This window comes from Cyclobacterium lianum, assembly GCF_900143075.1.
Classification (GTDB): Bacteria; Bacteroidota; Bacteroidia; order Cytophagales; family Cyclobacteriaceae; genus Cyclobacterium; species Cyclobacterium lianum.
Map to the genome: position 1 here is coordinate 112423 of NZ_FRCY01000005.1, position 17324 is coordinate 129746.

Below are 17324 nucleotides of genomic sequence, written 5' to 3' on the forward strand. Positions count from 1 at the left end.
GTTTTGGGGTTTACATTAGTAATTACCGGCTAAGGGAGCTGCCCTCAGGCAAGGGACGCCAATCCAGAAACGGATCTCCACTATCCCTGATCCATGTTGACAAGGCGGCCTTCAGTTCGTCCTTCAGGGGCTGATAACTATCTTTGTAGGCTAGATTGTGGGTTTCGCCAGGATCCTCCCACAAATCAAACAATTGCTCGTTCCGTTCTCCCTGATTGTACAGGTTGTATTTGTATCGCCGGTTTCGGATCATTCGCGCATGCCTGCCGGAGTCCAGTTTATCGTCTGCCAATTGCACCACCAAATGTTCCCGCAATGTCTTGTCGGGATCTTCCAGCACGGGTTTGAGACTTTTGCCTGTAAACCGGACATCGCTTTCTACACCGGCGTAGTCCAATAGGGTTGGGGCCAGGTCCATACCGGAGACCAGTTGGTCCCGGTTTACCCTTCCGGAGGGTATATGTCCATTCCAGCGAATAATAAACGGTACCGTAGCTGCTTCATCGTACAAACTCAATTTGGCCGCCCAGCGGTGAGAGGCCGCACCATCTCCGTGTTCGCTGGTGAGGACGACAATGGTATTTTCATCCAGGCCTTTACTTTTCAGTGCCTCCATTATTTTCCCTATCTCTTTGTCTACCATCTCAGTGAACCTGTAATAATGATACAGGTAAGCCCGCCAGTCGTCCGGGGTGTAATCTTTGGTTAGCAACAATTCATCGCCATAATGGTCCATGAGGCGCTTTTCGGCGAGAAATTCCGGTTCATCTTCAGCAATTTCAAAATTGGGAGGTAATGGTGGAAGCTCGTCCAATTCGTGCGCCCTGGCATACTCATCCGGCCTTCTGGGTACATGGCAGATATCATGGGGATTGTGGAGAGAAACAGCCAGTAAAAAGGGATTTTCGCCATTGTGATCCCGGATATAATTTACCGCCGCATCTGCAATAGGTCCATCGGTATCCTCGCCCAGATCCCAGGCCTCGTCCAGTGATTGGAAGGGAATCACCTTAAATCCGGAGACAGAGTCGGCATTGTTTTTTGCTGGATAGGAAAGCGGAAGGTGCCATTTACCAACCCAGGCTGTTTGATAGCCTTGTCGCTGAAAAAGATGACCGATGGTGGGCACAGAGGAATCGATATGTGTGGAATTCCAGACCACGCCTGTTTCGTGAGGCATTCTTCCGGTAATCAGGCTGCTTCTGGCAGGCCCGCAAACAGGGCTGGTGCAGTAAGATTCGGTGAAATACGTCCCCTCTGCCGCCAATTGATCCATGGCGGGAGTAGTCAAATGAGGGTTGCCCAGATAACTGATGGCATCATTGGTTTGCTGATCGGTTAATATGATCAGGATATTTGGTCTGCTTGCTTCGGCTGATTTTTCCACTTTTTGGGCACACCCAGATAAAAAACAGAGGAATGCAAGAATTGAAACAACAGACAACTGATTATCGAAATGCATAGCAATAGGTTTATTTTTGAAATTGTTCAAACAGCAATAAGAAATGCATGGACTGAAACATTGTTTTTTCAATTACCAGGCAAATACCACTGTACCAGACACATTTTCCACCTCAAAATAGGAACCGTTCTCATCATTTTTTTCTTCAAAGTCAACCCTCCCATTTTTCCAGGGATAGCCGGAGTTTAGAAACACCTGTAGATCCGCACTGCTAACAGCCTCCTGCGGATAAAACCTGAGTGTGCCATTTTCCAATCCGCTTACCTGGTAGCGCTTGCTTATTCCTTTCTGACCGGAATGTAATTCTTTAAAGGATAACATACCAGATTCCTGCTGCACAAATGCCCGGCATTCCCTGTGCCATGCGGTGGGCATGGTATAGGTGGAATAGCCCTCTTCGAGCAGGGTCTCCAGTCCAATAAGCAATGGTGCCCCCTGTGCAAATTTAAAATACTGCTTTACGGTGGAATTGGGATTGTATCCGGAGAAAATAAAGGCCTTGTCGGAGCGGTTGATGGTCAGCACAGGATCTTTGATCGAAAGATCCCGTTTTTCAACTTTGATATGCATTCCAAATGCCGACAACAATTTTCGCAATAATCCAGGTACAATGACATATTCTTCAGGATCATCCGGAGTCAATAGCCTGCCTCCGGTAAAATCACTGGAGTTGGTTCCCCGAAAATACATCACCTTGCCCCCCTTCCAATCCGGGTGGGTTCGTAGCCAGGCCATGTCTCTTATATCCCCTGATTGCTCAACATGAAGTATTTTTCTCGAATATTGATCTTCAGGATCAGTCATGGTCGAACGGAAGCCACCTCCGGAAAATAAAGACCTATGGTTGATCAGATCCCGGCCACTTTTATCCATAAGGTTTCCTTCACCATCCGAAATCAACTTCATTTCACCCGCCAAAGGCGCTTTATTGGTAAGGTTAACAAACTCCATAAATTCCTTTGCTGAATGATCCATGGGTCCAAATACAATGAGTTTCCCTCCTTCTTTTACGAACTCCATCAATGCCTGCTCGTAGGCGCTACCTTCTTCAGGAGCAATGGAGAGCAGGATGGATTCGTTGAAAAGTCCGGGACTTTTTCGCACTGCTTGCTGGAAAGATGTAGTGGAAATCACGGTATTCAATGGCAGACCCGCATTGATGGCCTGCCGGATAAACCAATCACCATAATATACCTCTGGTAACCTACCGTCCTCATTTTTTGCCCAATCATGGTATTCATCGAATGGGTACACCCATACCAGTGGCCCGGGGGCCGTAGGCAGGTCATACCGTGCCTTTAATATATGAGGGATCACTTCATCCGGTACCTGGGTAGGCATATTGCCATAGGTGTCATCAATGGTCAGGAAATTAAGGTGAGAGGGTACCCCCATCTGCCCATTTTCGTCGATCCTTCCCACTGCCATGGGCAGGTAAATGTCGTGGGGCTCCCGGCCATAACGGTCCAGCCAGGGACTGTTGATCCACCAGGGGTCATGGGTATAGTACCTGAAGGGGAACCTGGAATCTGGCAATTCCGCCATTCTGGACATGTACCCGGCCAGCTCTAAACCAAAATCACCATCCAGTGCTGCCCATGGAGAATTGGGTGGCGGCAACATGTTAAAACCTCCCTCATAGATTCCCTTAAGATCTACCGCATCCCTTGCAAGGTCGGCACCTACCGAAAGATTGGTTCCACGGGTCTGGATAGGAAAATCCGGACATTCCTCGCGAAAGAGCATCCAGAATTGCAGTACTTTTTCTGTAGCATCATTTAACTTTTCTTCCTGAAACTCCTTCCCGGAAAAAATCGCACCGGTTGCAGACCATCCTTCTGCCCCAAAGCCGAACCCATTGCTAAACCAGATGTAATCGAAACCCAGGTCAGAAAGAAAATGCTGGCTCTGCCTGCCGAAAAAGGTTCCAAAGGGCGTTTGGTCGGGAATCCCTTCAGGAAAGCCGGCGTAGGCTTCAGCATCCCCTTCCAACACCGAATAACTGCTCACAAAGGTCTTGTGTCCCATGGCATTGCCACCCAATATTTCCGGGTGTTTATCGTATTTAAAAGGGGATTTTGCGAATTCCGGACCGGGATCGAATGTAGCCCCTACCAAAATTGGCTTGCCTGTAACTTTTCTACCGGCCTCCTTCAGCGATTGGACGATAAAAGCCAGATCAGCATATACAAAATCAGGCGGGTCTTCCCGATACAGGTAGGCCCTTTCGTGTAGGGATAGCGACTCGGGTGCTGCGCCAACCTCATGTGCTGTATTGGGGTTACCCATGTATTTGGCCCATTCCAGCGGCTGGTCCGGATGGCCCTTGTAATCCAGGATTTCCGAGCCGTCACCCGTCCACAGCATCACAGACACGGTGTCAGCATGCCGGAGCAGTGACTGCCACTGGGTAAACATTTCATGGGCTACCGCCCGGATATACGCCTTTTCGTTTACCTTAAAAGGCTTAAGGGAAGCCTCCAACGTGATGTTGTTGAAAGGCTTTCCCTTCAGATAATTCTGGGCTTTGGCCTGCCCCGCTGCAAGCATACAGAGCAGGAGTATCCAATACCTACAAACTACATTCATTAGTATCCCGTGTTTTGTCCCAGTTCAGGATTGATGTCAATTTCCCTCAGGGGAATGGGCATCACCAGATTATGTTCCTCAACAGTAAAGTTCATGTTATTCTGCTGGAAATACCCGTTCATGACAGGCAATAGTCTGCCGGTTCTTACCAGGTCGTACCACCGGTGCCCTTCCAGAAAAAACTCAACCCTCCTTTCCTGCTCCAAAGCCTCCGCCAATTCCTGAGAGGACAATCCCGAAAGGTCATCCAAACCGGCCCGATTACGCACCTGATTCAGGTATTCCAGTGATTCCCCGGTATTCCCGGTTTGGTTGAGTGCCTCAGCATACATGAGCAGTACATCTGCATACCTGAGTGCGGTGAAATTCACACCCCCGTCACCTTGTACGCCCGTTGTAAAATCAACAAACTTAAGTCCATACAGCTCATCTTCATATTCCCCGGTGACCAGCAGTACAGAATCTCCGATGGAAGCCTCTCTCCTCAGATCGCCACTTTCATAGGCATCAGCCATATCGGGCGTAGGCAGCACCCGTCCGGAGCCTTGCATTTGATTGGGGAAAATATCCATATCAAACCTTGCCGGAGTAAAAATGCTGGAAAATCCATTGCCCACGCCCAGGTTACCGGACATGAATTTGATTTCAAATACAGACTCATCAAGGTCGTCGTTTCCCGGACTAAACAGGGCTTTGTAATCCTCATTAAGGCTGTAAACACCGCTATCTATCACTTCCCTGAGTACTGTAGCTGCACGACCGTACTCCTGATTGGTCAGGTAGACCTTACCAAGCAGAGTTTTGGCAGCTCCGGTAGAAGCCCGCGATTTTTCCAATCCATCTACGCCGTCCAGCAGCGAAGCCGCCTCCTCCAGGTCCTGTACGATTCGGGCATATACCTCTTCGACCGGCTTGCGGGACATGTCATATTCATTGATCGCTGCCGGACTCCTGAAGGCTACATCTACCAACGGCACCCGGCCGAAGGTTCTCACGAGATTAAAGTAAGCGTAGGCCCTTAGAAAGAGGGCTTCGCCGCGGATCTGATCCTTCGAACCAGCAATCATTTCCACATCGTCCAGCCTGGAAAGGATATTGTTGGACCTGGAAACAGTCGTAAAGCAAATGGACCAAACGGTATTCAGAAAACCATTGGCCGGCGTAAAATTCACCTCGTCCAGCTCCACCTCGGAGACCATGGGTGAGGTCCATTGGATTTCTGCATTATCCGTGGTCAATTCGCCCAGATATACCAATGCGGTACTGTGGAGGTTTTGCAGCCCGGAATAACTACCAATCAATGCCGTCTCAAAATCGTTGGCATTTTGGTAGAACGATCCTTCGCTGATTTGATGTTCAGGTTCCAGTTCCAGAAAATCGGAACAGGATGGCAGCAACAGACAGCTAAATATATATATCCAATATCTTTTCATGACAGTTTTAATTTAGGTTACAGGGTTATTTTGAGGCCGAGGGTATAAGTCCTTGGAAGCGGGTAGTTCAGGTAATCCAGCCCGGCATTGACCACATTGCTTCCCGTGGTAGTAGATTCCGGGTCATAGCCGGGATAATCTGTCCAGGTGTACAGATTGGCTACGTTGGCATATACATTTAATCGCGTTAGCTTAAACCTGCTCACCAGTTCCTGAGGCATTTCATATCCGAGCATCACATTTCTGATCCTCACAAATGAGGCATCAAAGAGAAAGTTGGACGAGGTACCAAAACCGTTGGCATGGTTGCTCCGGATAGCCCGGGGGATGATCCCGTCTCCGGGATCCTCCTCGGATCTCCACCTCCGGTCCTGAATGGCCAACCCATTCTGAACGCTGTTTGAACCCATCAGAGAGCCGCCGGACATCAGATAGGTCTGCGCTCCCTGGGACCCAACCAGGGAAACATTGAAGCTGAAAGCGCCCCATCTGAAATTATTGTCCATACCCCATACAAAGTCAGGCCAGGGATCGCCCACTATTTTGCGATCGTTTTGATTGATCACGCCATTGCCATCCACATCTTCAAATTTAAGATCTCCTGCCTGCGTCCTGGGATGAAACAATGCGGCACCATCGACCTCTTCACTCGTCATGAATACACCTAGCTTGTTGATCAGGAAAAAACTGGATACGGGATAGCCCACCTGTGTGACCTGAAACCCGGATGTCGCTATTCTTCCTCCTTCGGTAGCCAATTTCAATACTTTGTTCCTATTCGCAGTAAAGGTAAAATTGCTGTTCCAGCCGAAATTGGTTTGATTGATATTAACGGTATTCAGACCCAGTTCAAGGCCTCTGTTTTCAATATCCCCGATGTTTTGGGTAGAACTGGTAAACCCGGAAGCCGCTGGCAACTGAACCGCCAGAAGCAAGTCTGTTTTGAGATCTCGGTAAACGTCTGCCGTCAGATTTACCCTATCCTGAAATAACCCCAGATCCAATCCAAAGTTAGTCTGCCTGGAAATTTCCCAGGTAAGGTCATCGTTGGCAAGGCTGCTTGGCACCAGGCCCGGGATCAAGCCGCTGTTGTTGATATAGCGGGTAGTATTCAACAAGCCGATATGGGTATAGTTACCGATCTGATTGTTACCCGAAATCCCATAACTGGCCCTAAGCTTCAAATTGCTCAGGAAATCGGCATCGCTTAGAAATTCCTCCTCAGAGATATTGTATCCCACAGAGAAGGATGGGAAAGATCCCCATTTGTAATTACTGCCAAACCGGGAGCTACCATCTCTTCTTACGGTGGCGGTAAACAAGTACTTGTCATCATGGGAATAATTAACCCTTGCCATTAGAGATAGCAGCGACCATTCATTCAGGGTTTGGGTACCTGCATTTACAATTCCTCCTGAAAGGTAGGTCACATAGTTGGTTGGAAAATCAGAAGCTCCTGCAGAAAGCCGATCGCTGCTGTTTTTCTGGGCTGTAAACCCGACTACTGCATTCAGCGAATGCCTGTTGTCTATTATCCGGTTATAAGTGAAAGTGTTTTCATTCAGCCAGTTCAGATTCTCTATTTTGGTAGCACCGGCAGTGGCCGGGTAGTTCAGAGAAGTATATAAAGGCACAGCGTTTGAGCGCCACAGGCGGGTATTGTTAGAACTAAAATTTACTCCTGCAGAAGTCCTGAACATCAGGTTTTCGGTTATATCTACCTCTAGGTAATTGTTGGTAAATACGTCCATCACCTTTCTTCTGTCCTGGGTTCCTTCACTTACGGCCAGTACATTGGCCAGAAATCCCAGTCCATCGGTTACATCCGCCTGGTTAAAGTAATAATTTCCTTCATCATCGTAAACCGGTATTGTGGGTGAGGCGGCAAGGGCATTGGACAACAAGCCTCCCTGTCCGTAATGGGATTCCGTATTGGCAAAACGGCCATAACCGTATGAACCGTAGGTTGAGGTTCCCACACGTATTTTGTCTGTGATCTGAGCATCAAAATTGACGCGCAGATTGAAACGATTGTAGTCTGAATTAATCACTATTCCTTCCTGGGAGAAATAGCCCGCCGAGATAAAAAAATTGGTATTTTCAGTGCCTCCACGTGAGGAAAGCTGAATATTGCTGACCGGTGCTGTTCTGAAAATGACATCCTGCCAGTCGGTGTCGGTAGTAATGGATGAGGGATTCCGAAACTCCGGCCTTACCCGGGTAGCCACACTTCTGACCTCATTGGGATCATCAATATTGCCTCCTGCATATACCCAGGCATTGTCTCTGCCATCTGCTACAAAATCTGCGTATTGCCTGGCATTCATCAGATCCAGCTTATTGGCCACCTCCTGGTAGCCATGGGAAATGTCCAGGTTGATTTGTGCCTTTTCATAGGACCCTCTCTTGGTGGTAATGATTACTACACCATTTGAGCCACGGGATCCATAGATGGCGGTGGCAGAAGCATCTTTCAATATTTCAATGGACTCGATATCCGATGGGTTTATAGAGGTGAGCGGGTTGATCCTGTTGGAAGTGTTGGAGGCCATGTTTTCCGATGAAAAACTAGATCCGCCATAATTGCTCATATCCGAGTTGCCTCCGCCATCCACCGGATAGCCATCAATGACATAGAGCGGTTGGTTGCCGCCGGTGATGGAACTTACACCCCTCACCAGGATATTCACATTACCCCCGGGTGCACCGGTGGTCTGGTTGATCTGTACCCCCGGTACCTTACCCTGTAGCATCTGGTCAAAACTGACTGAGGAAGGCTGTAAAAACTCTTCGGATGTGATCCTGGAAATGGAGCCGCTCAGGTCTTTCCTCCTTTGGGTACCATAGCCTACGACCACCACTTCATTGAGTTGCTGCTGATCCGTCGCCAGGCGGACATTAATATTGCTCTGGCTTCCCACAGGTACTTCCTGTGTCACATAGCCCACATAGGAGAAAATCAAAACAGAACTGGTACTGTTTACCGCAATCTGAAATTGTCCGTCAATGTCTGTCACGGTGCCATTGGAGGTTCCTTTTTCCAGGACGGTTACTCCCGGAATGGTACTGCCATCTTCAGCAGCGGTCACTGTCCCGCTGATGTTCAGCCGCTCGGTGACTTGCGCAAACAGGTTGTAATGTCCGGGAAAAATCCCCAGCAACAGTACAACCGCCGAAATTTTGAAAGCTGTTTTCATGGTATTTTGGTTTTGGTTATTTTCTTGGTTCAAGACACAATTACCGATTCGATCTGCAGGTAATTGGCTATTTTCTGAATGCTGCCGGCATGATGGCCGATCCCCAGCGCAAAATGATGGGTAGGCCCTTCCTTGACCCACCTGGTGAGAAAGGTCCTCACATCTGGTTTGAAGAAACCCCTGGTATTGGTGTTGCCGGTTGGGGGGATCGGACCTTCGACCGACTCGCCCTCGGCGATGACAAATTTGAATTTTCCTTCATACGTAGACCCTATGCTCAACATGGTAATGGGGCCCTCCTTGATCTTGAACTCCACGCCTGCGCCGAAACCCGGCTTGCCATGGTATTTTTTTAGACTTCTCAATACCGGTTTTCCCTGCGCTATGGAGATATTGTGAGGACCATCATGACCTACCAGTACAAAGTTTTCCTTAAAATCCACGGGATGAAACTCCGCAAAGCTTCCTCCTATTCCCAGGCGATCCATGATCAACATGGCCAGGCAGGTCTTTAGATCTGACTCCCCGCACATGGGAAATCCGGAACTGGTAAGCAGGGAATTGCCAACGATCAGGTTGGACATGACCAGTTGGGTATCACTATTGTCCTCGCCGTTGTAATAATAAGCCAGTCCATCCAGCTCCTCCCGGGCGATAAATTTTTTCAGTGCCAGGGATGCCTTTGCGGCCACGCTCAAATCTGCAGGTTTTAATTTTTCTGATATGGGATCGGATACCGGATCCGGTGTGTCAAAAAACGAGAGAATACGTTCTTCCTCCTGCCTGACCTCAACTTCATTGAGCCCACTGACATACTGGTGAACGATCTGGTTGGCCTCGCACTGGACCACATGCACCCCAAAATGGGCAGTAAGCATGGTCGCATCGGTATGCATGTCCAGCATGGCTTCAATAGGATGGCCGATATGCCCTATCCGGGCTGTTTTAAGTGCATGCAATACCTTCGCTATCCTGCAATACTCGCCAATCAAGGCCTCAGCCTGCGGATCATCGTGCAAGGTACCTATTATGACCTCAGGAACCTGCTTGCCCAGGCGTACGGCTACGCCGGCAAATTCCGGAAGGGAACAGATATCGTCATTGTACAATTGCATGTAGGTGGATGCCCTGGAATAGTCCATCGCTTTATCCGGCTGCAAGGCTACCAGTACGATGGGAACCTCCATATTTTTGATGATCGCTCCAAAGGTGCTGGAGGTAGCATAGGTGAGCATGTCACAAAAAATCAAATCCAGATCAGCGGATTTAAGTTTTGGCACCAGGGCATAGGCGGATTGGGCATCGTCTACGAGTCCAAAATCCACGACCTCCACCTGATGAGCGTGAAGCTTTTCCAGAAAGACCGCCTGCTTTTTCAACAGGTCCTCAAGTAAACCCTCAAACTGAGACCAGTATTTGAAGTATCCAACCCCAAAAACCCCTATTCTGGGTTTCGATTCCATTCGCCGCTCGAGTTGATGGCTTTCAGCTTCCCGATTCATGTCATTTGTCGGCTTGTTCATTTTTCTATCGTTAAAAATTAAAATTTTATCTTTTGTTCGTTTCCGGTAAGGACAGCTTGTTGTCAAAGGCCATTGCCGTAATCCGTGGTACAAAAACCAGCAATATGACAAATGCAAGCGGGTACATGATCCCGGAGACCAGCCATAAGGGGCCATAGGCGTAATTTTGGGCCACCCATCCGATTACCGGATTCAGTATCATACCGGATACTGCCCCGGCGGTACCCGATAGCCCCACTACCGTAGAGGTTGCGTATTTGCCGAAAACATCTGTAATGGCTGTGATGTAATTGGTGATCCAAAAACCGTGTGCAAGCATCATCAGTGACATGAGCAAAATGGCCACTTCTACAGATGAGACGATGGAGATAAACGGTGCCACCAAAGTGACCGCAGCCGCAAAACCCATTACCCATTTCCTTGCGGCATTGATTGACAGGTTACGGGCCACCAATTTGTCCGAAAACCAGCCTCCCAGTATATTTGAAATGCCCAGGGCCAGGAATGGAATCCAAAACAATTCTCCAATCCGCTCGAACGACAGTTCTCTTTCCTGATTGAGGTACTTGGGTACCCAAAACATCAAAAAGTAAAACACCGGATCCAATAAAAACCGGATCAGTATAAAAATCCATACGGTGCGGATTTTAAGCAGGCTTGAAAGAGGCAATTGCTGGCTTCGCTGGGGCTCTACTGATTTTTTACGGTCGAGGTTCTGCAGGCTTTTTTTCCAGGATGTGGAAAACCAGGCGATCACCCAGATGATCCCAAAAATACCCGGAAGAATAAAAGCCCAACGCCAGCCATACTGGCCGGATATGATGATGGTCAATGGAGGAGCGACCACTGCGCCGATTGCGGCACCACCAATGGCAACTCCATTGGCCAGGGCCCGCTCTTTTTCGCCAAACCATTCATACACCGTCTTGGCCGCCCCGGGGAAACACCCCCCCTCTCCCATGCCCAGAAGAAATCTGAATCCCAGCAAATGGTAAAAACTGCTCATTACCCCGTGAAGCGCGCTGGCGATCGACCAAATGCCGACCGACAGGCCCAGCCCCAACTTTCCTCCTACCTTATCTATCAGGCGACCTCCTACTGTAAACATCAGCGCATAACTGATCAAAAATCCGGTATTCACCCAGCCGTATTCCACATCAGAAATATTCAGCTCCTCCTGGATCTTGATGATGGTCATGGACAAGACTTGTCTGTCCAGAAAATTCAGGCCGGTGGCTACAAACACCAGCACCAGTATATACCAACGGATTTTTGGGTTCATTTACTTAACGCTCTAAGTTATAAAAGCAATAATATGACCTTTGAACCTAAAAAACAAGAACCAGGCATCTATTTGGTACATATTTTTGATAAAAAGGTTTTTTACCTAATATAAATCTATTTTTTATTGTAGGTAAAAATTTATCCTAACGCACTATGATAGAAATCGACAAGGTAAAGAAGGTACTGGAAATGATCAAAGTTTTAACGTAATCACCTGAGGGAAAGAGCTGTTGATCCTAAAACCCAAATATGATTCTGAAATAGGTAAAGAAAAAAATCCAGGTGGTGAGAAAAAATATTCGAGGAAAATCAGACCTTTTTTGTTCCAGAATGGACAATCTCATTGTATTCCGGATGCGCAATAATGGCAAATTTGTATTTATCACCGCGGTACAATGATTTTTCCAGCTCCAGCACGTCTCCGGGTTGGCACATTACCACACTATCCAATATGAAAACCGGCAGGGCTTCCGGGGCTTCAAAATAATTGGTACTGTCATCAGAAGGAAGGATAATGGTACTCAGGTTTTGTTTGATATCAGAGATTTTGTGATTGTACTTGTCCTCGTACACTTTAAAATAGGATAAATCAGTTGAAAGCATGTTTATCCGGGGACAGAGCCTGATGGAGATGTATTTGGTTTCGTCCTTGAGCAACAGGTCATCTGCATACCTCAACTGATGCACTTTCAGCACAGGTCCCTCCATGATGTAATGTTTGCCGCTGATCTCCGTCGAAATACCATGATCCAGGATGGTCTTTTCCAATACCACCGTCTTTGGCTGAAAGCCTTCCACCTTGAGTCCTTCGTCAAACCCTCGTCTCGTTGCGTCTATAGAACCCAATACCCGAAGCAGGTGATGGTCTTCGGTTTTGTTCAATACAAAAGTACCCTTACCCTTGATGCGTTGGGCATAGCCTTTGGATTCGATCTGCTGGAGACTTTTACGGGCGGTCGTATTGCTGACGCCAAAAGTTTGGATCAGTTCGTTTTCCGATGGAACTTTATCGCCGGGGAGAAGCTCCCCTGACCTGATTTTATCAATTATCCAATCGCTGATCTTGACGAATTTAGGTTTCATCTGTTGTGGTTTTAAAAAAGGTATTTATTGATATTTTGTTAACGTGCTTCTTAGCAATAGGCCGCTGTTGCCCAATGCCCGTTAGCATTGCAGGCAGCATGTGTTAGGTCTGCAAAAGTAAATTAAAATGATTCAAACACCACGTCAGGAATTAAAAACATGACTTATCGCCCTCATGACCCACATTTTAATAGTTCAATTGGGCAGGTTTATGATAAAAATAATTTCAATTAACATGCAGATGCTTATTTCTTCACCAACAGAAGTTTATAAAACGTGATGTATTCCTGCTCTTCTCCGACAAAGTCATCATCCCTGAGGGCGTAAAAGGGCTTGTCTAGCCCTTCGATATTCATAATTCTCCCAATTCGGTATGGAACAATGATTTCATTGGAAAGAATGGTATCTGGAGAAATGATTTTCAGCACCTGTTTCTGAAAATCCTTGTATTTGGGGAAGTTTTTTGGAAGGTTTAATTCGTTTTGCACGAATATTTCTTCGTCTATTCCTTCTTCATAGTAAACTACTGTCCCTTTTTCTGTAACAAAAAGCTGTCTTATCGCCCCATCAAGCATTCTGCTTCCAGAGATATATTGATATTTCTCCTGGTGTTCGCCATTATCCAAAAACTTTGACGGTTTAAAGTTTACCGTGTGTAGGTAAGAACCTCCATCATTAAGGTCAAAGACATGAATCATCGGTTCATTGCTTAATGCCAGGTGAAGTCTGGTACCCGAAATCCCAAATTGGATCCAAGGTCTTTCAAAGAATTTATCAGAGGAATATCTAGAGGTACTCGGGATCTTGATTAGTGGTACCGAACCTCCTGTTTTCGAATCAATTTTTTCTAACAAAAAATGGTCTCGGATGAAATATGGATCGTAAGGGTTTGCCCCATCTCTGCCAGGATAGTAACTGATCAAGGAATCATTCCAAAAATCCAAACTTCGAAAAAAGCCCCCTCCGTCGTTTGCTTGGCTTGGAAAGGGAAGGGTTATTTCTTGCTTCAACGTTAAATCCCTATTTAGCTCGTACAACCATCCCACGAAACTCGCTGCAAAAAGCCTCCCGTCATCCGTGTACCGTAGTTGGGTTGGGTATAGAACTTTTCCGGGGCCATCCGTTGGGTAAGACCTTTCATAATGAATCTTTCCAGTGGAGTCAAACTCAATCAATTTATTTTCCTGAAAATTAAAAAACACCCCTTTCCCATTTCTAAAATCTCCACCACCAACACTCCCCAGGTAATCTACTTGAATAGAGTCAAGAATCACGAGTTCCCAATCGGTTGACTCTGAACTTTTGCTGGAGAGGTTCGTCTGGTCGCTACACCCATAGACCAATACCACCATTGATAATAAAAAAATACGAAAATTGATCATTTGAAATTGGTTTAGCATATAAACGGTTAAATCGCCCACCTCCTGGACGCTATCTGGTAGGAGCAATTTAATGGTTTTTAGGCTGTATACCTTGGCTTTATTCGCATCTTTTTGAATAAACTAGTTATTACATTTCTTCGCCCTCGCTAAGCATTCCGCTATAGCTGAACCTTCTGTTAGTTTTCGGTATTCTTTTCCTTTAGAAAGTACGAATCCTCACCAATAGACCCGTCTGCCGCCGAAATGTGCGAAATCAACTCCTAACAGGGACCTTAAGCGTAGTAGCTTAAACCATTTAAAAAAATCAACTGGTTATCCGGTTTCCCTTCGGCCCGGAACGCGCCTGATTGTTCCCGAGCCATCAATAGCTTTTAACCCTACTTTCCGCCATTTCGGTTGGCATGGATTGTGGGTCGGGGCCGGTTTGCATCGTAAACAGCCACCGGGCATCTTCTTCATCAGTAGTGGAATTCCAATATTCCAAAGTTGCGAACGTGAAAATTCTTACCGGAGGGGAGCATGATACCAGGTAATAACCGAAATCGCAGTAAATGGTAAAGATTGACTCAGTCTTTTGAACTGACCATTGAATACTTTTCCAGGTATTCCTTCGGGGGGGTATGCCACTCGGAAAGCCGGCTTACATCGGTCCGAAAACAGTGGTAAATGAAGTCGTAAAGCAGTTCGCTTATTTCCTTAGGCAACTTCCTTTTTGCCCCTGAATCCAACATTTCCCACTGCTCAGCCTCATTTTCTTTTTCTATCTCCAGCATGGCATAGCTTACCGGCAATCGTGCAGACCTGACACGTTCAAGTTGATCCGGATAATTCCTCACTGACCATTCGGCTTTTTCGAAAATTCCGTTGTACGCTTGTATAAGGTCCGGAGTGAGGAATGAGTCCTGCTCCTCCTCAGGGCTACCGAAGATGGATAGCTTCCTCCCGGTGAAACCCTTGTTGTGATCATGCAGTAGATTGATGTAGGCTTTTATATGTCCGGCTGCCTGCCCATAATAAGCCAGTAAGAAATCGGTCATTTCCTTTTCCAGATCTACTTCCGGATCATTGACCAATTTGGTCAGCAAGTAAGCCCTCAGAGCAGCAAATTCCCCTCCGGATTGGATGTTTCCCTGAGCAAAAACGGCGCTTACCCGGTTTTCCTTTAAGAACCTGATATTGGGCTGAAGGGTACGCAGGTTTGGAAAGGGGGAAATCAGATTTGAAAACTGAATGTTATAATCCCAGACCAGAATATTATCTGTCAACTTACCCCAGCCTTTCAGGTCTTCGCTGAATGCCGGATCTCCCGACTCAAGGGGTTCGTTTCTCGTGCTCTCTATGCTACAAAGCATGATATTCACATTGTCTGCAGGCACCAGCTCCTTTGGGGGTACGCGGGTATATTGGTAGGCCAGGGTAGAAATAATTTTATCCGGAAACCTTTCGGCCACTTTATTGACAAAGGTGAGCATGGAACCCATCCCCAGGGCAGGATATTCGCTACCATGCGTTTTGTACATTTTTTCTTCCGGTGCAAATGCCGCGTGCTGTGCATCCAGCGCTGCACAATGCTCACAGCGGCAGTAGTTAACGTTGTCATTCTGACTTACAGACCAGTATTTTGCTTCGGGATTCTCATCGATTGCCTTTTGCAGGTTTTCGCAGACAATTTCCAAAACATCAGGATTGGTCAGGCAAAGCTGGGCCTCAGGCTGTACACTTTTGCCATCCCAGGATGGCACCAGCCCGGCATGGCGTTTTCCGTCATAATAGCTGAAATACTCCGGATGCGATTCCCCATACTCTTCAGGATTCAGCAGTTGGTGAAAGGTATGCACCCAGTATCCCCAGGCGATCGGGGAGGATCCTTTGCCGGAAAAAGAATGGAGTCTGTGCCAATCCATGAATTCGGGGTCATAAACATCATTATAAAAGACTTCCCTGTAAGAGAAAACCGGAATTTCCATCTCATCAATCTGCCCCAGGTGAATGGTAGATTGCCTGGGAATATGATCCACTTCTGAAGTGAACTTTTTACAACCCAGGTAATTTTCCAGAAAGGCGTATACCCCATAGATCACGCCTTTCTCAGGTCCACCCAGGATGATCAGTTTCCTGCCCCGGGTCCCTATATAATAGCCCTCCCGTCCAAGTTCTTCAAGAGATAAACCATCAACCTCAGGCCTGTTTACTTTTCCAATGAGGATTTCCAATTCGGAAATACTTCCATCATCGTGATGTACCGGTATAGTGGCATCTGAAATGCGATGCAAATAATCCTGCAAAACCTTGGCCGCCTGGATCTCCTGAACAGCCGCATCCTCGGGAAGCACGATCTGGTATTCGCTTTTTCCCTTTTCCACCAGGCCTAAATCCTGAGCCAGAGACATACCTCCGGTATAAACAGCCACAAGCAGATAAATGATTGTAAAATGAGTTACTTTGGCGTACATGACAAATTGGGTTTGCGTTTATTGAAAAGAAAGTACAGAACTTGCCTCAAGGACTTAGACTGTCAAAATAGGTTACCGCATGCTTTACATCCTTCAGGTTATCCTCCATATTATGCTCACACTCCACATATACCTCCCCCTCAAATCCCTGCCTTCTGAGTTCGGCAACCACCGCTTCGAAATCAATGATCCCTTCGCCCACCATCCTGTCTTTGGCAGATTGCCCATAAGCATCCAGGTCCTTGAGATGAATACTCATCAGGTGACCGTCGAGCTTTTTTAAACTTTCCACGGGATTAAGTCCGCTTCTGACCCAGTGCCCCAAATCTCCACAAGCACCGAAATTAGGGTGGTTTTTGATCGCTGACAATACCGAATCCGGATGCCAGTAAATACTTCCGGCCTCTCTGGAATGCTGGTGAAGCGCAACTTTAATGCTGAACTCTCCGGCAAGCTCATCCACCAGATCCCAATGTTCTCTTTTGGGTTCTGTGACCAGGTATTGGACCTCCAAGGATTTGGCCAGTTCAAAGGCTTTGCGCCAGTCGGCTTCAGTCTGAGCTGTTCCAACGTACATGGATTTCATTTTTAATCCCTTATCCCGCAATAGCATTTTTACTGCTTTTGCCTCTGATGAGCTAAGATCGGTCATGGCTTTGTCTCCAAAATCGCTACCCATTTTATGGAAATCGAAACCTTCTACGTAAGTTACTCCGGCAGCTTTCGCTTTTTCCAAGGAGCTGGAAAAAGGGAACCTGTTGAAGGAGTACAAGGCTACGCCCATGCCCCAGTCGTTCTTTTCTACGAACAGGTTGCGAACAGGGTCGTTTACCACGCTGGCCATACCCAGCAAAAGTACTGGTAAGGCAATGAATACCCATATTTTCTTTCCCATAGTATGTTTATTTGATCAAAAAC

General features: G+C 47.0%; 10 protein-coding genes. All 10 read right to left on the reverse strand.

Features of this window, described 5'->3' with window-relative positions; genetic code table 11:
- Positions 1-22 precede the first annotated feature (22 nt).
- The 10 genes from BUB19_RS09715 to BUB19_RS09760 all read right to left on the reverse strand — a co-directional run bounded on the left by BUB19_RS09715 (position 23) and on the right by BUB19_RS09760 (position 17301).
- Positions 23-1387, reverse strand: a complete 1365-nt coding sequence (locus BUB19_RS09715; RefSeq protein ID WP_178371474.1) for a sulfatase family protein — start codon at positions 1385-1387, stop codon at positions 23-25.
- A gap of 147 nt (positions 1388-1534) precedes the next feature.
- Positions 1535-4051 carry a hypothetical protein gene (locus BUB19_RS09720; RefSeq protein WP_073094353.1) on the reverse strand — a complete coding sequence of 839 codons (2517 nt, stop codon included), beginning with the start codon at positions 4049-4051 and terminating at the stop codon, positions 1535-1537.
- A complete protein-coding gene (locus BUB19_RS09725) occupies positions 4051-5484 on the reverse strand; it encodes a RagB/SusD family nutrient uptake outer membrane protein (RefSeq protein ID WP_073094354.1) in 1434 nt (477 codons plus the stop codon). The genes BUB19_RS09720 and BUB19_RS09725 overlap by 1 nt, the downstream gene beginning before the upstream one ends.
- A gap of 17 nt (positions 5485-5501) precedes the next feature.
- A complete protein-coding gene (locus BUB19_RS09730) occupies positions 5502-8681 on the reverse strand; it encodes a SusC/RagA family TonB-linked outer membrane protein (RefSeq protein WP_073094634.1) in 3180 nt (1059 codons plus the stop codon).
- A gap of 29 nt (positions 8682-8710) precedes the next feature.
- Positions 8711-10204, reverse strand: coding sequence for an L-fucose/L-arabinose isomerase family protein (locus tag BUB19_RS09735; protein ID WP_073094355.1), 1494 nt, complete (start codon positions 10202-10204; stop codon positions 8711-8713).
- Positions 10205-10229: 25 nt separating this feature from the next.
- On the reverse strand, positions 10230-11486 hold the full coding sequence (locus BUB19_RS09740; protein WP_073094356.1) for an MFS transporter: 1257 nt from the start codon (positions 11484-11486) through the stop codon (positions 10230-10232).
- A 311-nt stretch (positions 11487-11797) separates the two neighbouring features.
- Positions 11798-12571: a GntR family transcriptional regulator gene (locus BUB19_RS09745; RefSeq protein WP_073094357.1), complete on the reverse strand. Its 774-nt coding sequence runs from the start codon at positions 12569-12571 to the stop codon at positions 11798-11800.
- Positions 12572-12816: 245 nt separating this feature from the next.
- A complete protein-coding gene (locus tag BUB19_RS09750) occupies positions 12817-13953 on the reverse strand; it encodes a hypothetical protein (protein ID WP_073094358.1) in 1137 nt (378 codons plus the stop codon).
- A 566-nt stretch (positions 13954-14519) separates the two neighbouring features.
- A complete protein-coding gene (locus tag BUB19_RS09755; RefSeq protein WP_073094359.1) occupies positions 14520-16406 on the reverse strand; it encodes a DUF4838 domain-containing protein in 1887 nt (628 codons plus the stop codon).
- A gap of 46 nt (positions 16407-16452) precedes the next feature.
- Entirely contained in the window at positions 16453-17301 is an 849-nt protein-coding gene (locus BUB19_RS09760; RefSeq protein ID WP_073094360.1) for a sugar phosphate isomerase/epimerase family protein, read from the reverse strand.
- Between the last annotated feature and the right edge of the window lie 23 nt (positions 17302-17324).